General features: G+C 71.4%; 15 protein-coding genes. 7 read left to right on the top strand and 8 right to left on the bottom strand.

Annotation, left to right across the window (positions count from 1 at the left end; translation table 11 throughout):
- Position 1: 1 nt before the first annotated feature.
- From egtC to CLV40_RS18905, 3 genes are all read left to right on the top strand, one after another.
- A complete protein-coding gene (gene egtC / locus CLV40_RS18915; protein WP_104480255.1) occupies positions 2 to 775 on the top strand; it encodes an ergothioneine biosynthesis protein EgtC in 774 nt (257 codons plus the stop codon).
- Entirely contained in the window at positions 772 to 1,752 is a 981-nt protein-coding gene (gene egtD, locus CLV40_RS18910) for an L-histidine N(alpha)-methyltransferase (RefSeq protein WP_104480254.1), read from the top strand. The genes egtC and egtD overlap by 4 nt, the downstream gene beginning before the upstream one ends.
- A 196-nt stretch (positions 1,753 to 1,948) precedes the next feature.
- A complete protein-coding gene (locus CLV40_RS18905; protein ID WP_342752276.1) occupies positions 1,949 to 3,553 on the top strand; it encodes an alpha/beta hydrolase in 1,605 nt (534 codons plus the stop codon).
- Positions 3,554 to 3,777: 224 nt separating this feature from the next.
- On the opposite strand, the gene CLV40_RS18900 is transcribed toward CLV40_RS18905, so the two are convergent.
- The gene (locus tag CLV40_RS18900; protein ID WP_104480252.1) at positions 3,778 to 6,594 is read right to left on the bottom strand and encodes an aconitate hydratase; all 2,817 of its coding nucleotides are present in this window, start codon (positions 6,592 to 6,594) and stop codon (positions 3,778 to 3,780) included.
- A 150-nt stretch (positions 6,595 to 6,744) separates the two neighbouring features.
- On the opposite strand from CLV40_RS18900, the gene CLV40_RS18895 reads away from it, so the two are divergent.
- Positions 6,745 to 7,101, top strand: coding sequence for a VOC family protein (locus CLV40_RS18895; RefSeq protein ID WP_104480251.1), 357 nt, complete (start codon positions 6,745 to 6,747; stop codon positions 7,099 to 7,101).
- 354 nt (positions 7,102 to 7,455) lie between these two features.
- On the opposite strand, the gene CLV40_RS18890 is transcribed toward CLV40_RS18895, so the two are convergent.
- The 3 genes from CLV40_RS18890 to CLV40_RS18880 all read right to left on the bottom strand — a co-directional run bounded on the left by CLV40_RS18890 (position 7,456) and on the right by CLV40_RS18880 (position 10,071).
- Positions 7,456 to 8,034 carry a class I SAM-dependent methyltransferase gene (locus CLV40_RS18890; RefSeq protein ID WP_245931373.1) on the bottom strand — a complete coding sequence of 193 codons (579 nt, stop codon included), beginning with the start codon at positions 8,032 to 8,034 and terminating at the stop codon, positions 7,456 to 7,458.
- 82 nt (positions 8,035 to 8,116) lie between these two features.
- Positions 8,117 to 9,583: a proline-rich domain-containing protein gene (locus tag CLV40_RS18885; protein ID WP_104480250.1), complete on the bottom strand. Its 1,467-nt coding sequence runs from the start codon at positions 9,581 to 9,583 to the stop codon at positions 8,117 to 8,119.
- Positions 9,580 to 10,071: a hypothetical protein gene (locus tag CLV40_RS18880; protein WP_146108103.1), complete on the bottom strand. Its 492-nt coding sequence runs from the start codon at positions 10,069 to 10,071 to the stop codon at positions 9,580 to 9,582. The genes CLV40_RS18885 and CLV40_RS18880 overlap by 4 nt, the downstream gene beginning before the upstream one ends.
- A 227-nt stretch (positions 10,072 to 10,298) precedes the next feature.
- Here CLV40_RS18880 and CLV40_RS18875 point away from each other — a divergent pair, with 227 nt between their 5' ends.
- Entirely contained in the window at positions 10,299 to 11,597 is a 1,299-nt protein-coding gene (locus CLV40_RS18875; protein WP_104480248.1) for an NlpC/P60 family protein, read from the top strand.
- Positions 11,598 to 11,610: 13 nt separating this feature from the next.
- Here CLV40_RS18875 and CLV40_RS18870 read toward each other — a convergent pair whose 3' ends face one another.
- Genes CLV40_RS18870 through CLV40_RS18855 form a run of 4 tightly spaced genes read right to left on the bottom strand, consistent with a single transcriptional unit; the run spans position 11,611 to position 14,869 of the window.
- On the bottom strand, positions 11,611 to 12,033 hold the full coding sequence (locus tag CLV40_RS18870) for an Imm1 family immunity protein (RefSeq protein WP_104480247.1): 423 nt from the start codon (positions 12,031 to 12,033) through the stop codon (positions 11,611 to 11,613).
- 27 nt (positions 12,034 to 12,060) lie between these two features.
- On the bottom strand, positions 12,061 to 13,176 hold the full coding sequence (locus CLV40_RS18865) for a MerR family transcriptional regulator (RefSeq protein ID WP_104480246.1): 1,116 nt from the start codon (positions 13,174 to 13,176) through the stop codon (positions 12,061 to 12,063).
- 42 nt (positions 13,177 to 13,218) lie between these two features.
- Complete coding sequence (locus CLV40_RS18860) at positions 13,219 to 13,695, bottom strand: hypothetical protein (RefSeq protein ID WP_146108102.1); 477 nt, start codon at positions 13,693 to 13,695, stop codon at positions 13,219 to 13,221.
- 22 nt (positions 13,696 to 13,717) lie between these two features.
- On the bottom strand, positions 13,718 to 14,869 hold the full coding sequence (locus CLV40_RS18855) for a hypothetical protein (RefSeq protein WP_104480244.1): 1,152 nt from the start codon (positions 14,867 to 14,869) through the stop codon (positions 13,718 to 13,720).
- 217 nt (positions 14,870 to 15,086) lie between these two features.
- On the opposite strand from CLV40_RS18855, the gene CLV40_RS18850 reads away from it, so the two are divergent.
- On the top strand, positions 15,087 to 15,497 hold the full coding sequence (locus CLV40_RS18850) for a VOC family protein (protein WP_104480243.1): 411 nt from the start codon (positions 15,087 to 15,089) through the stop codon (positions 15,495 to 15,497).
- Positions 15,498 to 15,605: 108 nt separating this feature from the next.
- Positions 15,606 to 17,987: an ATP-binding cassette domain-containing protein gene (locus tag CLV40_RS18845; RefSeq protein ID WP_104480242.1), complete on the top strand. Its 2,382-nt coding sequence runs from the start codon at positions 15,606 to 15,608 to the stop codon at positions 17,985 to 17,987.
- Positions 17,988 to 18,200 lie beyond the last annotated feature (213 nt).

The raw sequence follows: 18,200 nt of genomic DNA, 5'->3' as shown, positions 1-18,200 counted from the left end.
GATGTGCCGCCATCTGGGTTACCTCGGCCCCGCCGTGCCCCTGGCCGGGCTGCTGCTGGCGCCGCCGCTGGGTCTGCTGCGGCAGAGCTGGGCACCGCTGGACATGCGCGGCGGCGGCACGGTCAACGCCGACGGCTTCGGTGTCGGCTGGTACCCGGGCGCGGGCGCGCCGCCGGTCCGGTACCGGCGGGCCGTTCCGATGTGGACGGACGCGTCGTTCGCCCAGCTCGCGACCGCGGTGTCCAGCGGCGCGGTGCTGGCGGCGGCGCGGTCGGCCACCGTCGGCATGCCGGTCGTGGAGACCGCGTGCGCGCCGTTCGCCGAAGGGCGCTGGCTGTTCAGCCACAACGGGGTGGTGCGCGGCTGGCCCGGCAGCGTGGCCGGGCTCGCCGCCGCGCTGCCCACGGTGGACCTGCTGACGCTGGACGCGCCGACCGACAGCGCGCTGCTGTGGGCGCTGGCGCGCCACCGGCTGCGCGCGGGTGAGTCCCTTGTGGACGCCCTGGCCGGTGTCGCGCGGTCGGTCACCGCCGCCGCGCCCGACTCCCGGCTCAACCTCCTGCTCACCGACGGCACGACCCTGGTCGCCACCACCTGGTGGCACTCGCTGTCCGTCCGCGCCGACGCGGACTCGGTCGTGCTCGCCTCCGAACCGTTCGACGACGCACCACAGTGGACGGCGGTACCGGACCGGTCCCTGGTCGTCGCCACCACCGATCCCGCTGTCTCCGTACGAGTGCACCCACTCGACACCGCCGCGAAGGACGCCCCATGACCGACTCCCGGCTCGACCACGTGGCAGTCCACCTGCCCGACGACCACGCGGCCCGCGCGCTGGCCAAGGACGCGCGCGAAGGCCTGTCGTCGAACCCGAAGACGTTGCCCCCCAAGTGGTTCTACGACGCGCGCGGCAGCGAGCTGTTCGAGGAGATCACCCGGCTGCCCGAGTACTACCCGACCCGCGCGGAACGGGAGATCCTGGCCGCCCGCGCCGACGAGATAGCGGGCCTGACGGGTGCGTGCACCCTGGTCGAGCTGGGTTCCGGCTCGTCGGAGAAGACCCGGCTGCTGCTGGACGCCCTGCGCCGCAACGAGACCCTCGAGCACATCGTCGCCCTCGACGTCTCCGAGTCCGCGCTGCGGGACGCGTCCGCCGCGTTGGCGGAGGAGTACCCGGGGGTGCAGGTCAGCGGGGTCGTCGGCGACTTCACCGAGCACCTCGCGCTGCTGCCGGGCGAGTCACCGCGCCTGGTGGCGTTCCTGGGCGGCACGATCGGCAACTTCCTGCCGGGCGAGCGCGCGGAGTTCCTGTCCACCATCCGGGGCGTGCTGCGGCCGGGTGAGTGGCTGCTGCTCGGCACCGACCTGGTGAAGGACGAGGAAACCCTGGTCCAGGCCTACGACGACGCGCAGGGTGTGACAGCGGAGTTCAACCGCAACGTGCTGCGCGTGCTCAACCGCGAACTGTCCGCCGATTTCGCCCTCGACGACTTCGCGCACGTCGCGGTGTGGGACGCGGACAACGAATGGATCGAGATGCGCCTGCGCGCCCGCCGCCCCGTCACCGCGACGATCGCGGACCTGGGCCTCAGCATCGATTTCGCCGAGGGCGAGGAAATGCGGACCGAGGTGTCGGCGAAATTCCGCCGGGAACGGGTGGCGGGCGAGCTGGCCGCGGCCGGTCTGACGTTGGAGCACTGGTGGACCGACGTCGCGGGCCGCTTCGCGTTGTCGCTGGCCAGGGCCGAATGACGGATTGATGGGGGAACGCGGTCCGTTTTAGGATGGGCCGATCGAGTCGGCGCGCTTTACCGACCCGATCGGCCCATTACTTTCGTCACCGTCCGGACGTCAGCACGGTTTAGGCCGCTTCGCGGATTTTTCCCCGGTGTTTCGCGTGTGAGTCTCATGGGGTCGGAGAAATCACGACCACCCAGGGGGAAATCACGTGACCGCACGATCCATGGCCCGCGCCGCCGTCGTGGCGACCGCGCTGGCCACCGCGGCGGTGACCGCGCCCGTCGCCGCCTCGGCTGCCTCGGCCGCGTCACCGCCCGCCGCCACCGCCGCCACCGCCGCGCCGGTGGTGTGGAAGGACTGCCCGGCCGACGCGCTGCCGGGCGTCCCACCGGCCGACCACTCCCGGTACGGCTGCGCCGACTACGCCGTCCCGCTCGACTACGACAACCCGCGCCGCGGCACGATCAACATCGCCCTGATGCGCCGCGTCGCCTCCGGCGCCGCGGGCAGCCGCATCGGCTCGCTGTTCGTCAACCCGGGCGGACCGGGCGGTCCCGGCTTCGGCATGCCCACCGCCGCCGACCGCTTCCTGCGCCCCGAGGTCCTCGACCGCTTCGACGTCGTCGGCTTCGACCCGCGCGGGATCGGCCGCAGCACCCCGTTGCGCTGCTTCGCCACCGCCGAGGACGCGGCGGCGGTCCGGGGCAAGATCCACGAGATTCCGCGCACCGCGGGGGACATCGCCGCCACCATCGAGGGCGACCGCGAGTACGCCCGGTTCTGCGACCGCTTCGCCCGCCCCCTGCTCCCGGAGATGTCCACCAAGGCCGTCGCCCGAGACCTCGACCTCCTGCGCGCCGCCGTCGGCGACCAGCGCCTCACCTACGTGGGCTTCTCCTACGGAACCCTCCTCGGCGCCACCTACAGCGCCCTGTTCCCGGACCGAACCCGGGCCATCGTCCTCGACGGCAGCGTGGACCCGGCCCTGCGCACCACCAACGGCGTCGAGTACGACCGCCAACGCACCGAGGGCTTCGAGGTCGCGTTGGACGCCTTCCTCAAGGAATGCGACCGCGTCGGCCCGGCCTGCGCCTACAGCGGCGGTGCCCGCGCCAAGTACGACGCCGACCGCGAGTACGTCAAGGCGCACGGCCCGGTCACCCTCTCGGACGGCACCGTGGTCACCCACGAGTTGTTCGTCACCGCCATCGGCCGCGCCCTCTACCAGCGGGACGCGCTCAAGCACCTGGCCGAACTGCTCCAGGAGCTCCACACGATCATCCACAACGGACAGTCCGCCGCCCGCGCCGCCCCTCGCTCCGCGCTGACCCGCAGTCCGCTGCGCGACACCCACCCGGACACGCCCTACACGGGCGACGACTCCTACGCGGCCGTCAACTGCCTGGACAAGCCCTTCACCACCCCGCTGAACAAGGTCCCCGCCCTCGCCGACCGCTGGGACAAGACCATGCCCACCTTCGGCCGCTACGGCGCCTGGGGCGACACCGCCACCTGCGCCGAATGGCCGGTACCCCACCCCGACCGCTTCGCGGGCCCCTGGAACCGCCCCACCAAGACCCCGGTCCTGGTCGTCGGCAACTTCTACGACCCGGCCACCCGCTACACCTTCGCCCAGAACATGGCGAAGGAACTGGGCAACGCCACCCTGCTCTCCACCGACAACTTCGGCCACTGCGTCCTCGGCGACAACAGCTGCGCCGACCGCGCCGCCGCCGACTACCTCATCACCCTCAAAACCCCGGTCCCAGGCCAGGTCTGCGCCCCCGACCGAGGCATCTTCGACCCGGCCTGACCCCGGACGTCGAGATCCGCGCGCGCCGCGAGGAGCGGGCTCCTCGGCAGGTGTGGGCCGCCCCTTGGCACCCAATGTGGGACAGCCCCACTAGTGGCGCTGTCCCACATTGGGTGCCTGCACCGCTTCCAGGGCGCCGCATGGCGCGGTGACCTCACCGGAACCCACACCTCCATACGACAACGGGACCGTCCTCGCGGACGGCCCCGTGTCGGAAGCGCTGGTCAGCTGTTGACCATCTTCCGCAGCACGTACTGCATGATGCCGCCGTTGCGGTAGTAGTCCGCCTCGCCCGGCGTGTCGATCCGCACGACCGCGTCGAACTCGACCTTCGCGCCGTCCGGCTTCGTCGCGGTCACCTGGACCGTCCGCGGCGTCGAGCCGTCGTTCAGGGCGGTGACGCCGACGAAGTCGAAGGTCTCCGTGCCGTCCAGGCCCAGGGACTCGGCGGTCTCGCCCGCCGGGAACTGCAGCGGCAGGACGCCCATGCCGATCAGGTTGGACCGGTGGATGCGCTCGAACGACTCCGTGATGACCGCCCGCACGCCCAGCAGCGACGTGCCCTTCGCCGCCCAGTCGCGCGACGAGCCCGAGCCGTACTCCTTGCCCGCCAGCACGACCAGCGGCGTGCCCGCGGCGGCGTAGTTCTGCGCGGCGTCGTAGATGAACGCCTGCTCGCCGCCCTTGGTGAAGTCGCGGGTGTAGCCGCCCTGGACGCCCTGGCCGCCGTTCTCGTCGGCCAGCAGCAGGTTGCGCAGGCGGATGTTGGCGAAGGTGCCGCGGATCATCACCTCGTGGTTGCCGCGCCGCGACCCGTACGAGTTGAAGTCGCGCCGCTCGACGCCGTGCGAGGTCAGGTACTCGCCCGCCGGGGAGTCCTGCTTGATCGCGCCCGCCGGGGAGATGTGGTCGGTGGTGACCGAGTCGCCGAGCAGGGCCAGCACCCGCGCGCCGGAGATGTCGGTGACCGGCGCCGGCTTCATCTCCATCCCGTCGAAGTACGGGGGCTTGCGCACGTAGGTCGACTCCGCGTCCCACTCGAAGACGTTGCCGGTCGGCGTCGGCAGCGACTGCCAGCGCTCGTCACCGGCGAACACGTCCGCGTAGCTGCTGGCGAAGCTCTCCGCCGACAGCGCCGACGCGATCACCTCCGCCACCTCCTGCGGCGACGGCCAGATGTCGGTGAGGAACACCGGCTCACCGTCGGTGCCCGTGCCCAGCGGCTCGGTGGTGATGTCGATGTCCATCGACCCGGCCAGCGCGTACGCCACGACCAGCGGCGGCGACGCCAGGTAGTTCATCTTGATGTCCGGGTTGATCCGGCCCTCGAAGTTCCGGTTGCCCGACAGCACCGACACGACCGCGAGGTCCGAGGACTGCACGCCCGCCGAGATCTCCTCCAGCAGCGGGCCGGAGTTGCCGATGCACGTGGTGCAGCCGTAGCCGACCAGGTTGAAGCCCAGCTTGTCCAGGTACGGGGTCAGGCCCGCGCGGTCGTAGTAGTCCATGACGACCTTCGACCCCGGCGCCAGCGTGGTCTTCACCCACGGCTTGCGCGCCAGGCCGCGCTCCACGGCCTTCTTCGCCAGCAGCGCCGCCCCGATCATCACCGACGGGTTGGACGTGTTGGTGCACGAGGTGATCGCCGCGATGGCCACCGCGCCGTGGTCGAGCTCGAACTCCGCGCCGTCCACGGTCACCTTGGTGGGCTTGCTCGCCCGGCCCTCGGCGCCGCGCGCGGCGGAGTGGTAGTCGTACGGCTCGCCGTCACCGTTGCCGCTGCTGACCGCGGGGGCGTCGCTGGCCGGGAAGGACTCCTCGACCGATTCGTCCACAGCGGACTTCGGCGCGTCCGTGGTGTAGCTGCCCAGCGCGGCGCGGAAGGCGCTCTTCGCGTCGGTCAGCTCGATGCGGTCCTGCGGGCGCTTCGGCCCGGCGATGGACGGCACCACGGTCGCCAGGTCCAGCTCGAGGGTCTCGGAGTAGGCGGGCTCGGCGGCCGGGTCGTGCCAGAGGCCCTGCTCCTTGGCGTACGCCTCGACCAGCGCCACCTGCTCGGCCGAGCGGCCGGTGAAGCGCAGGTACTCGATGGTCTCCGCGTCCACCGGGAAGATCGCGGCGGTGGAGCCGAACTCGGGGCTCATGTTGCCGATGGTGGCCCGGTTCGCCAGCGGCACGGCGGTGACGCCGGAGCCGTAGAACTCCACGAACTTGCCGACGACGCCCTGCTTGCGCAGCATCTCGGTGATGGTCAGCACCAGGTCGGTGGCGGTGGCGCCCGCGGGCAGCTCGCCGTGCAGCTTGAAGCCGACCACGCGCGGGATCAGCATGGACACCGGCTGGCCCAGCATGGCGGCCTCGGCCTCGATGCCGCCGACGCCCCAGCCCAGCACGCCCAGGCCGTTGACCATGGTGGTGTGCGAGTCGGTGCCGACCACGGTGTCCGGGTAGGCGACGCCGTCGCGGGTCATCACGACGCGGGCCAGGTGCTCGATGTTGACCTGGTGCACGATGCCCGTGCCGGGCGGGACGACCTTGAACTCGTCGAACGCGGTCTGGCCCCAGCGCAGGAACTGGTAGCGCTCCTTGTTGCGCTCGTACTCCAGGTCGACGTTCTGCTCGAAGGCGTCCGGGCGGCCGAAGACGTCGGCGATGACCGAGTGGTCGATCACCAGCTCGGCCGGGGCCAGCGGGTTCACCTTGTCGGGGTCACCCCCCAGTTGGGTGACAGCCTCGCGCATGGTGGCCAGGTCGACCACGCAGGGCACGCCGGTGAAGTCCTGCATCACCACGCGGCCGGGGGTGAACTGGATCTCCGTCGACGGCTCCGCCGCCGGGTCCCACGCGGCGAGCGCGCGCACGTGGTCGGCGGTGATGTTGGCGCCGTCCTCGGTGCGGAGCAGGTTCTCCAGCAGGATCTTGAGGCTGTACGGCAGGCGCCCGGCCCCCTCGACCGCGTCCAGCCGGTACACCTCGTACGAGGCGTCCCCGACCGTCAACGTGGCGCGGGCGCCGAAGCTGTCCTTACTCGGTGTGGTCACGTCCAACTCCAGTGGCGGCGCAAAGTCAGTTCGGGTACTCCGACGGTGAGTCTCGCGCACCCCCACCGGGAGCGCAGCGACGGCCTCACCGTTTTAACAGTACGCTTGTCCTGTATAGCCCTTCAAGGGGGCTCGCCGAAGGGAGTGGATGTGATCCATCACGTTCAGATCGCCTGCCCGGAGGGTGGGGAGGACGCGGCTCGGGGGTTCTACACGGGGGTGCTGGGGTGGGCTGAGCTGCCGAAACCGCCACGGCTGGCGGTCCGGGGCGGGTGCTGGTTCGCGGTGCCCGGGGGCGGGGAGTTGCACGTGGGGGTCGAGGCGGACTTCCGCCCGGCGCGCAAGGCGCACCCGGCCTTCGTCGCGGATGTGGACGCCCTGGCCCCGACCCTGGCGGCGGCGGGACACGAGGTGCGGTGGGCGAACCCGGACGAGATCCCGGGCCGTCCCCGCTTCCATACCGACGACCCGCACGGCAACCGGCTGGAGTTCCTGGCTCCGGCGTGATCGTGGTGGCACCCGAGGTAGGTGAGGCTGGTGGTGCGGAGCTCGAAGTGCAAGATAATAGGCGCGGTAGCCTGTGAAGCCGCAGGTCAGGAAGTGTAGTCCCCGCGCACGCGGGGCTGGTCCGTTCTGGTTGTCGAACTTCGTGTTGATGGTGGTGTAGTCCCCGCGCACGCGGGGCTGGTCCGGTTGGCGCTTCCTGGTCGAGGTTCCAACATGGTCGTCCCCGCGCGCGGGGACCGTTCTTCGGCAAGCTCGTGCGTACCGTAGGCGGCTTCGTCGTCCGGCGTGCCGGGCAGCTCGCGACAGGTGCCTGCACCTCAAGCCCAGTCGCGGGACCAGCCTCGGATGCGGTCGTCAGGTGTAGTGGGACGTGACGGCGGGTTGGCCCGTGTAGTTGGGCCCCGCCTTGTCGTCCGCGCCCAGGTACGTCAGCGGGAACGTGACCTGTCGCCCGCCCTCCAGGCTGATGCGCTTGCGGCGCGAGTCGTAGGTGAAGCCCGCCTGCCTCAGCAGCGGCCGTACCGGTCGGGGCGCCTCGATCGACGCCGCGTCGAGGTTGGCCGTGAACAGGCCGTTCGGGGTCAGCCAGGCGGCGATCCGGGTCAGGGCCGCCAGCTTGTCGCCCACGTAGTGCAACCCGTGGACGCAGGTGATCAGGTCGTACGGCTCCTCCGGCTCCCAAGCCAGCACCGACGCCGTGTGGAACTCGACCCGGGGGTGCGGTGGTGGGGCGACCAGGTCGACCCCGGTCACCCGGGCGTCGCTCGCGCACTCCAGCAGCGCCCGGCCCGTCCCGCAGCACAGGTCCAGCCACGACCCGGCGGGCGGCAGCTCGATCCCCAGCTCCCGCCGGTACGCGGCCAGCCCCCGCTCGCGGTTCATGTCGCGGTTGGCGACCACGGACGACCGCTCCAACGCCTCGGTATCGAGCACGCCCGGAGAATACCGCGCCTGAGCTGGGAAAACGATGAACGGCCCGCCCCCGGGAGGGGGCGGGCCGTTCGACCAGGAGAACTTACTTCGACAGTCGGAGCAGCGCCTTGATGTCCTCCGGCTGCAGGCTCTGCAGCGCCGTGACCTCGAGCTCCGTCACCGTCCGGATCGGGCTGACGTACCACTTGCCGTCGACCTCGGTGGTGACCACGCCGCTGTTGGCCATCATGCCCTTGATCAGGTTGGTCAGGGCCTGCTTGGCGCCCGGGTCCATGTCCCGCGTGGCGGAGCGGCCGAAGGCCTTCTCGGCGACGTCGTCGGCGCAGGCCTTCTGCTTCTCGCCGTTGGCCTCGACGGCGTAGCACTCGCCGTCCTTGCTGACCCGGACGGTCTCGCCGTCCTTGGTCAGCTCGGCCTCCTTGAGCAGGACCTTGGTGCCGCCGTCGACGTCCGCGGTCTCGGTCTCGAGCTTGCCGATGGTGATCCCCAGCGACCCGCCCTTGCCCGCCGCGTCCACGAGGGCCGGGCCCACGTCGTGCAGCACGCCCATCTCGTCCGGCGGGAGCAGCTCGATCGCCCGCTTCACGTCCTGGTCGAGCCCCGCCTCCAGCAGGCCGCGCACGGCGTCACCGGGGTTGTCGGCGCCCTTGGCCGCGATCGACGTCTTGGGCCACTCCAGGCCCGCGTCCGCCAGCGCGTAGTCGGCGACGGTGTAGAACAGGCTCGGGTACCACTCGTCGTCGACCTTGACGGTCGCGATGCGGATGGCCTTGCCGTCGTTCTTCTTGACCTCGTCCTCGATCTTGATGGACTTCTTCTCCGACTTGCTGGAGTAGCCCTCGGGGAACGCGTTGTCGATGAACTCCTCGGTGAAGGGCATCTTGCTCGCGTCGGAGTTGATCGTGACCGTGCCGCCGACCAGCTTGGTGATCGTCAGGTGGTCGTTGATCTTCTCGGCCGCGCCCTCGTCGAACTTGAGGTCCGCGGTGGTGATCTCCAGGCCCGCGATCTTGTTCGGGTCGGCGCCGGGCTTGTAGACCTCGAGCCGCTGCAGTTCCTTGGTGTTCTGCGCGTTGAACGTGGTCATCAGGTCCCGCTCGGCCGGGGCCAGCCCGGTCAGCAGGCCCGCGACGTCGCCCTGGCCGATGGCGTTGACCAGGCTGGTCGCCGCCGCCGTCGGGCTCTCCGCGCCCGCCGGGCCGCTACCGCGGTTGAGCGCCCACACGGTCACGCCCGCGCCCGCGGCCACCGCGAGCACCGCCACGACCGTGCCGATGATCAGGCCCTTGCGCTTCTTCGACGAACCCGGCTGCTCCGGGCCGGGGCCGTAGCCCTGGCCGCCGTAGGGCTGCTGCGGGAACGCCTGCGGGTAGCCCTGCGCGGGCGTCTGGCCGGTCTGCGGGAAACCGCCCTGGCCGGGCTGGGGGAATCCCTGCGCGGGGGTCCCGCCCGCCTGCGGGTAGCCCGGCTGGCCCTGGGGTAAGCCCCCGGGCTGCTGGTTCGGGTCGTTGGGCTGCCACTGGCCGCCACCCCCGGGTGGATAAGTCACTGTTCCCCTCCTGCGATCCTGCCAGCGCTGCTGCGCCCGCTCACTACGATGCCGACCGCGCCGAGCACGGCGAGCGCCGAGCCGATGAGCGTGGTCGTCGGTCCGGTCGCCGCTATGCCCAATGAGCTGTCAACGCCACCGCTTTCGACGGTCGCGGACCCCGAAACGGTTCCGGTGACTATCGCCAGAACCCCGGTGAACGTTGCGGCGGTCCGCCGGAAGCCGAACGCGTACGCGACCACACCCAGCGTGAGCACCGGGATGACCCCGAACCACGCGTAGAGCAGCAGGTGCAGCACGTCGCCCTCCAGGAAGCCCAGGGTATTGATCACCCCGGCCACTTGGAAGCTGTCCCGCAGCACGGTTCCGGAACGCAACCACGGCAGGAACATCCCGACCACGACCAGCAGCCCGCCGAGCCCGCAGGCGGCGGCGGACAGCAGGACACCCCAACGAGGCGCGCGGGGTCGGGAGTCGGCTTCGGACACCACACCATGCTCCCAGTCCGGTATCGGGCGGGGGACACCAACCCTCGTTCGGGTGGCTGAACCGTCCACAAACGACCCGGGAGTCGCCACGCAGCGTCGCGGCGTCGGGTGGGAGTTGCCGTCGTGGCCGGTGTTCCCGCTGGTACGAGTGGTCGGCGAGTGTCCCAAGTGGCACAGTCGGTGCGACGCGGGCGGGGGGAGCCGCCCAGGGGCAGGGAGGTGGAGCGGTGCCCGCACGACGGACGCTGTCGCTGGGGCTGTGGGCGACCGCGGTGGCCCTGGCGGCGACGCTGGCGGGCACCTCGGTGGCCGCCGCGGTGCCCCCGCCGCCGCCCAACCCCAGCGATTCCGAGATCGATCAAGGCAAGGCCGACGCCGAGCGCCGGGCCGGTGACGTCGGCCGGTTGACCAACCAGCTCGCCGAGGCCGAGGCCGCGCTCATGGGCCTGCAGGCCGACGTCGAGGCCAAGCTGGAGGACGCGAACAAGGCGCTCGTCGACCTCCGCGCCGCCGAGGACTCCGCCCGCCGCGCCCGCGACGACGCCGACGCCGCGCGCCGCGAGTCCGACGGCGCGGGCCAGGCCATCGACGACGCCCGCGCCCAGCTCGACGCGTTCGCCGCGGGCAGCTTCAAGCAGGGCAGCACGGTCGGCTCGATCACCGCCTACATCGGCGCGAAGAGCCCGGAGGACCTGCTGGCCCGGGTGCAGATGCTCAACGCCATCAGCGGCAGCGAACTCGACACCATGCAGGAGTTGGAGCGGGCCCGGCTGCGCAAGGCCAACCTCGACTCCCGGGCGCGGGCCGCGCTGGAAGTGGCCAACCGCAGGCAGAGCGAGGCCGAGGAGGCCAAGCACGCCGCCGACGTGGCCACCGAACTGGCCCGGCAGGCGCAGCGCGAGCAGCAGGGCCGCGCCGAGCAGTTGCGGGTCACGCGCACGGACTACGAGCGCCAGCTGGAGGAGGCGCAGTCCAAGGTCGGGGGGCTGCAGGACCAACGGCAGCGCTACGAGAAGTGGCTGGCGGACAAACGGCGCGAGGACGAGGAGAACGCCAAGAAGGCCGCCGCGGGCGGCGCGCACCCGACCTCGTCCGGTTCGGCCTCCGAGCGCGCGCGGACCGTGATCGACCGCGCGATCTCCCAACTGGGCGTGGAGTACGCGTGGGGCGGCGGCAACGGCCGGGGCCCCACCCGCGGCATCCGCGACGGCGGCGTAGCCGACAGCTACGGCGACTTCTCCAAGATCGGCTTCGACTGCTCCGGCTTGATGATCTACGCCTTCGCCGGCGTCGGCGTCGACCTCCCGCACTACAGCGGCTACCAGGCCGACGCGGGCCGCCGCGTCCCCCTGTCCGCGATGGCCCCGGGCGACCTGCTGTTCTGGTCCACCTCGGGCCGCATCCACCACGTGGCCCTGTACATAGGCAACGACCAGATGGTCGAGGCCCCGTACTCGGGCTCCGTCGTGCGCATCGCCCCGGTCCGCTACGGCGGCATCGTCTCCTACGCCACAAGGGTTCTCTAGACCGACAGTCGGGTCAGCCCTCTCGCCACTGGACGACGGTGGGGCGGGTGGCTGTGGCGAGGAATTGCTTGAGGGCCTTGGTGAACACGTCCACCGGTAGTCCGCTGCCCGCTTCGAAATCCGTGTAGTCGTAGTGGTGGTGGGCCGATGTCGGGTCGCCGACCGGCACGCACGAGACGTGGTCCGGGTCGTGGTAGTGCAGGTAGCCGAATCCGCTGTGGACCAGTGCCCACAGCAGGTGGTCCGGCACGGTCTCGCCGCTGTACGGGGACACCACCTCCGCGCGGCCCGCGTGCACGATCGTCGCCGCCGACGCGTGCGGGTCCGACAGCAGGGCGACCAAGCGGTCCACGTCCCCAGGGGACTCGGCCGTGAACTCCTCCTCCCCGGGCACTTCGTCCGGCGCGTACGTGTCCCAGTGGGCGGTGAAGGGCATCGGCGGTCCTCGGCTCGGCGGTGGCGCTCACCCTACGAGCAGCCGCAGGCCGAGTTCCGCCGCCTCCAGGCCCGCCAGGTCGCGGTTGCACTCGTCCCACCGGCCGGACGCGAGGTCGTCGCGGAGCCGGTCCACCGCCCGCCGCTCGGCGTCCGGGCCGACCCTCGTCCAGATCGATACCGCGCGGCGCACGTGCTCGTCCAGGTACGCCTCGGGTCTGCGCCAGTAGGCCTCGAAGAACCCGTCGGCGCAGTCCCACGGGATGAGCACCGGCTCGATGCGGGCGTCGAGCGCGTGCGCCAGCCGGTCGATCGTGGGCCTGCCCACCACCAGGTCGGCGACCTCGGGCAGGTAGTCGCGGGACAGCCAGAACCGCTGCCGCCAGCCCGCGTCGCTGGAGTCGTGCGTGAACACCACGACCCGCCGGGCCACCCGGCGCAGCTCGCGCAGCCCGGCGATCGGGTCGCGCCAGTGGTGCACGGTGCTGAACGCCATGGCGGCGTCGAAGGACCGGTCCTCGAACGGCAGCCGCTCCGCCGCGGCGGCCACGCACGGCGCCGAGCCCGGTGGGCGCTGCGCCCGCATGACCGCCGACGGCTCCACGGCGGTGACGTCGCGGTCGGGCGGTTCGTACGAGCCGGTGCCCGCCCCGACGTTGAGCACCGTCCGCGCGTCGCCGAGCGCCGCCCAGACCTGCGCGGCGATGCGCGGCTCGGTGCGCCGCGTCGCCGGGTAGGCGGAGCCGATGGTGTCGTACAGCTGTGCGCCGAACATCTTGAGCTGGTCCTCCGGACTCGGTCTGATCCCCCTGGCCCGCGCCGCCAGTTCCCCGTCGATGGCGGTCACCATCGCGGCGGCGCGGTCGCGCTGGTCCAGCAGCAGGCCGCGCAGCCTGCGCAGGTGCGCGACCGCGTCGGTGGTCGGGTCGTCGACGAGATCGGCGATCTCGCGCAGCCCGAAGCCCAGCCGCCGGTAGGCGAGCACCTCGCTCAGCCGCTCCACGTCGGCGGCGGAGTACGCCCGGTACCCGGCGGTGGTGCGCGCGGACGGCCGCACGAGGCCGATCTCGTCGTAGTGGTGCAGCGTGCGGACGCTGACGTCCGCCAAGTCGGACACGCGCCCCACGGTCAGGTGCTCCTCCACGCCCCCGACTCTGCGCCATGACGCCGCGTGAGGGTCAAGCCGCTAGCGTCCGACCACCGTGAACGCGTAGTCGGACGGGTCGACCAGCACCTGGAGGACTGTGCCCTCGCGCAGGTCGTCCTCGGCCAGGCAGGTGAGCTGGGCGGCGAACGGGGTGAGGCCCGGGCCGTCGACGGACAGGGTCAGCTCGACCCCGGTCTCGTCGCCCACCGACGCCCAGGTCACCGCGGCGATCGTCGCGGCGGCAGGCACACCGACCGCCCGCACCCGGCGCTCGTCGCGCCGGTTCCTGGCCAGGTCGCGCCAGAAGAACACGGCCAGCGGCATCAACAGGACGGTGAGGCCCGCGCCGACCAGCTCCACCACGCCGAGGTCGGCGTCGGCCGCGACCAGCGAGGTCACGGGCCCGGCCAAGCCCAGGAACAGCAGGGCGAGGTACACCAGCCCGGTACCGACCGGCCCCGGCGACCGGCCGAGCCGAGTAGGCGATTCCGGGACGTACCGACCTGCGGGGCGCACGGGCCGACGGTAGCCCAGTCGATCAGGATCGCGGCAGGCGCCAGATCACACCGCGGTCGCCCGCCCGGCCGCCGGTGACGTAGCCGGAGTTCGTGACCTTGGCGGCCCCACCGCCGGTGAGCGCCGCGCCGTGCGGGTCGAGCAGTTCGGTGGCCTGGTCGCTGCCCGCGGCCCAGACCACCGGGTACGTGTCCCACCCGCGCTGGGCCGTGCCGACCACGACACCGCGGTCGTTGATGTCGTGCGGCCAGGGCATCCAGGTGTCCGCGGGCGGGAACAGCTCGCGGACGTGGCCCGCCCGGCCCCACCGCGTGCCGCGGGTGAAGGCGATGACGGAGATCCCGACGGACTCACCGCGCGAGTTGACGGCGAACGCGTCCGTGTTCTCCTCGGCGAGGTCGTCCAGGGGCTGCCCGTGCCCGTCGGCGTCCCACCGGTAGGCGGTTCCGTTGACCCTTCCGACCGCGACGCCGCGCTCGTTCACGTCCTCCACCTCGGAGTAGACCGAGCCCTCGGGGACCTCCAGCAGCCGCAGCGCGCCGTCGGGTCGCCAGAACGCCGCCTGGCTGAGCGGGTGCGAGCCGTCCAGCGCCTCCAGGAAGCCATACGCCACGCCCGCGTCGGTGACACCCGCGACGTCGCCCAGGTGATTCGGCGGCACCGACAACTCCACCGGCGCGCCCGAGCGCCCCCACAGCACCACCCGCGCGTTGTACCCCGCGCTGCTGACGGAGCGTCCCACCACGTCACCTCGACCGTTGATGGCGGTGGGGAGGCTGCGCACGTCACCGGGCAGGGGGACGAGCTCGTGCGCGCCCTTCCGGTCCCAGCGCACCGCGCGCTCCCCGACCGGTGTCGTCTCCGTCCCCATGACGACCCCCGCGTCGTTGATCGCCACCGCGGTGGTCTCGTCGTTGGCGCCCAAGGGTTCCAGGCGCACCGGGAGGCGGTCGCGGCTCCACATGACCGCGTGGTCGATGTCCTTGCCGACCCCGGACACGCCCACCGCGACCCCGTCCTCGTTCACGTCGTTCGCATCGGCCCACGCGTCGCCCGGCAGCGGGACGAGTTCGATCGCCGCGCACCCGTGCGACGAGGGCTGCCCCACCGCCACCGCCGATCCGCCCACCACCAACACCGGCACGGTCACCACCACCGCGAGCCTCCGCCACATGCGCACACCCTCCCGTCTCGGACCATCACCCGACGCGACCGGTCCGCTCACCGGACGTCTCCCCAACGTCATCCGAATCCCGTTGCCGGACAAGGGGAGGAAGACATGTGAAGACGACAGGGCGGTCACCGGGCCGTCGCGGGATGTCACCGGATCGGGTGGAGACGGTCAGCTTTGGAGAAGCGATCCCCCGCGCCGCGCTCCTAGTGTCTTCGGCATGGACATCACCATCGCGTACAGCTTCCTCCCGCACCTCGACGCCGACGCCGCGCTCGCCTTCTACCGCGACACCCTGGGCTTCGAGCTGCGCAACGACGTCGGCTACAACGGCCTGCGCTGGCTGACCCTCGGCCCCGCCGACCAGCCCGGCACCGCGCTCGTGCTGGAGCCCCCGGGCATGGACCCGAACCTGACCGACGACGAGCGCGCCACCATCTCCGGTCTGATCGCCAAGGGCAGCTACTCCCGCGTCACCCTGGCCACCCCCGACCTCGACGGCGTGTTCGAGAAGATCAAGGCAGCCGGGTACGAGGTGCTGCAGGACCCGACGGACCAGCCGTACGGTGTTCGCGACGCCGCGTTCCGCGACCCGTCCGGCAACCAGGTCCGCTTCAACGAGGTCAAGTAGGCGCCTGCCCACCGGGCGGGCGCGGACCCCGCCCGGTGGGCGCCGTCATCAGGTAGACAGTGGACTGTCGCCCGGACGGCGGCGCAGTCGGACAACGATGGAGAGACGATGACCAAGGCCAAGCGGCCCGCCGCGCCGCACGCCGCCGACAGCCACGACCTCATCCGCGTGCACGGCGCGCGGGAGAACAACCTCAAGGACATCAGCGTCGAGCTGCCCAAGCGCAGGCTGACGGTGTTCACCGGGGTGTCCGGCTCGGGCAAGAGCTCGTTGGTGTTCAGCACCATCGCCGCCGAGTCGCAGCGGCTGATCAACGAGACCTACAGCGCCTTCGTGCAGGGTTTCATGCCGACGCTGGCCCGGCCCGAGGTGGACGTGCTCGACGGCCTGACCACCGCGATCATCGTCGACCAGCAGCGCATCGGCTCCGACCCGCGCTCCACCGTCGGCACCGCCACCGACGCCAGCGCCATGCTGCGCATCCTGTTCTCCCGCCTCGGCAAGCCGCACATCGGCTCCCCGCAGGCGTTCTCCTTCAACGTGGCCTCGATCAGCGGCGCGGGCGCGGTCACCATCGAGCGCGCGGGCCAGAAGGTGAAGGAGCGGCGCAGCTTCAGCATCACCGGCGGCATGTGCGCGCGCTGCGAGGGCCGCGGCCAGGTCAACGACATCGACCTCACCGAGCTCTACGACGACTCGAAGTCGATCGCCGAGGGCGCGTTCACCATCCCCGGCTGGAAGTCCGACAGCTTCTGGACCGTCAAGATCTACACGGAGTCCGGCTTCATCGACCCGAACAAGCCGATCCGCAAGTTCACGAAGAAGGAGATGCAGGACTTCCTCTACAAGGAGCCGACGAAGATCAAGGTCGAGGGCGTCAACCTCACCTACGAGGGGCTGATCCCGAAGATCCAGAAGTCGATGCTGTCCAAGGACAAGGAGTCGATGCAGCCGCACATCCGCGCGTTCGTCGAGCGCGCGGTCACCTTCACCACCTGCCCGGACTGCGACGGCACCCGGCTCAACGAGCTGGCCCGCTCGTCGAAGATCAAGCGGATCAGCATCGCCGACGCGTGCGCCATGCAGATCAGCGACCTGGCGGAGTGGGTGGCGGGGCTCAAGGAGCCGACCGTGGCGCCGCTGCTGGCCGCGCTCAAGCACACCCTCGACTCGTTCGTCGAGATCGGACTGGGCTACCTGAGCCTCAACCGGCCCACCGGCACCCTGTCCGGCGGCGAGGCGCAGCGCACCAAGATGATCCGGCACCTCGGCTCGTCGCTGACCGACGTGACGTACGTGTTCGACGAGCCCACGATCGGCCTGCACCCGCACGACATCCAGCGGATGAACGACCTGCTGCTGCGCTTGCGCGACAAGGGCAACACGGTCCTGGTGGTGGAGCACAAGCCGGAGGCCATCGCCATCGCCGACCACGTCGTCGACCTGGGGCCGCGCGCGGGTTCCGAGGGCGGTCAGGTGATGTTCGAGGGGACCGTCGAGGGGCTGCGGGCCAGCGGGACGCTGACCGGGCGCCACCTGGACGACCGGGCGTCGCTGAAGGAGTCGGTGCGCTCGTCCACCGGCGCGCTGGAGGTCCGCGGCGCGAACACGCACAACCTGCGCGACGTCAACGTCGACATCCCGCTCGGGGTGCTCGTCGTGGTGACCGGTGTCGCGGGCTCGGGGAAGAGCTCGCTGATCCACGGGTCGGTGGCCAAGCGGGACGGGGTGGTGGCCGTCGACCAGGCCCCGATCCGCGGGTCGCGGCGCAGCAACCCGGCCACCTACACCGGCCTGCTGGAGCCGATCCGCAAGGCGTTCGCCAAGGTCAACGGCGTGAAGCCCGCGTTGTTCAGCGCCAACTCCGAGGGCGCCTGCCCGAACTGCAACGGCGCGGGCGTCATCTACACCGACCTGGCCATGATGGCGGGCGTCGCGACCACCTGCGACGTCTGCGAGGGCAAGCGCTTCGACGCGTCCGTGCTGGACTACCACCTGGGCGGCCGCGACATCAGCGAGGTGCTGGGGATGTCGGTCACCGAGGCCGAGGCCTTCTTCGCCGACGGCGAGTCCAAGATCCCCGCCGCGCACGCCATCCTGACCCGGCTCGTGGACGTCGGTCTGGGCTACCTGACCATCGGCCAGCCCCTGACCACCCTGTCCGGCGGCGAGCGGCAGCGCCTGAAGCTGGCGACCCACATGGCCGACAAGGGCGGCGTCTACGTCCTCGACGAGCCGACGACCGGCCTGCACCTGGCCGACGTGGAGAACCTGCTGGCCCTGCTGGACCGCCTGGTGGACGCGGGCAAGTCCGTGATCGTCATCGAGCACCACCAGGCCGTCATGGCGCACGCGGACTGGATCATCGACCTCGGCCCCGGCGCGGGCCACGACGGCGGGAAGGTGGTGTTCGAGGGCACCCCGTCGGCGCTGGTCGCCAAGCGGGGAACCCTCACCGGCCAACACCTCGCCGACTACGTGGGCGCCTGACGCGCGGACGTGGTTGTGGGGCGATTCCCCGCCCCACAACCACATCGCACGTGCTCACCTGACCCCACTTGCCCGCACACGGCCGAATTGCCCGCACCAGCCGAGCCATTCCCGCTCGGCTGGGCTACTCCTGCTCGGCTGGGCCATTCCCGCTCGGCTGCGCTACTCCCGCTTGACTGGGCCACTCCCGCGCGTGGCTCCCGATCGTGTCGA

Origin of the sequence: Actinokineospora auranticolor (genome assembly GCF_002934265.1) — a bacterium.
GTDB lineage: Bacteria > Actinomycetota > Actinomycetes > Mycobacteriales > Pseudonocardiaceae > Actinokineospora > Actinokineospora auranticolor.
Note: the sequence above shows the minus strand (reverse complement) of the source record. Positions and strands in the feature narration are given on the sequence as shown.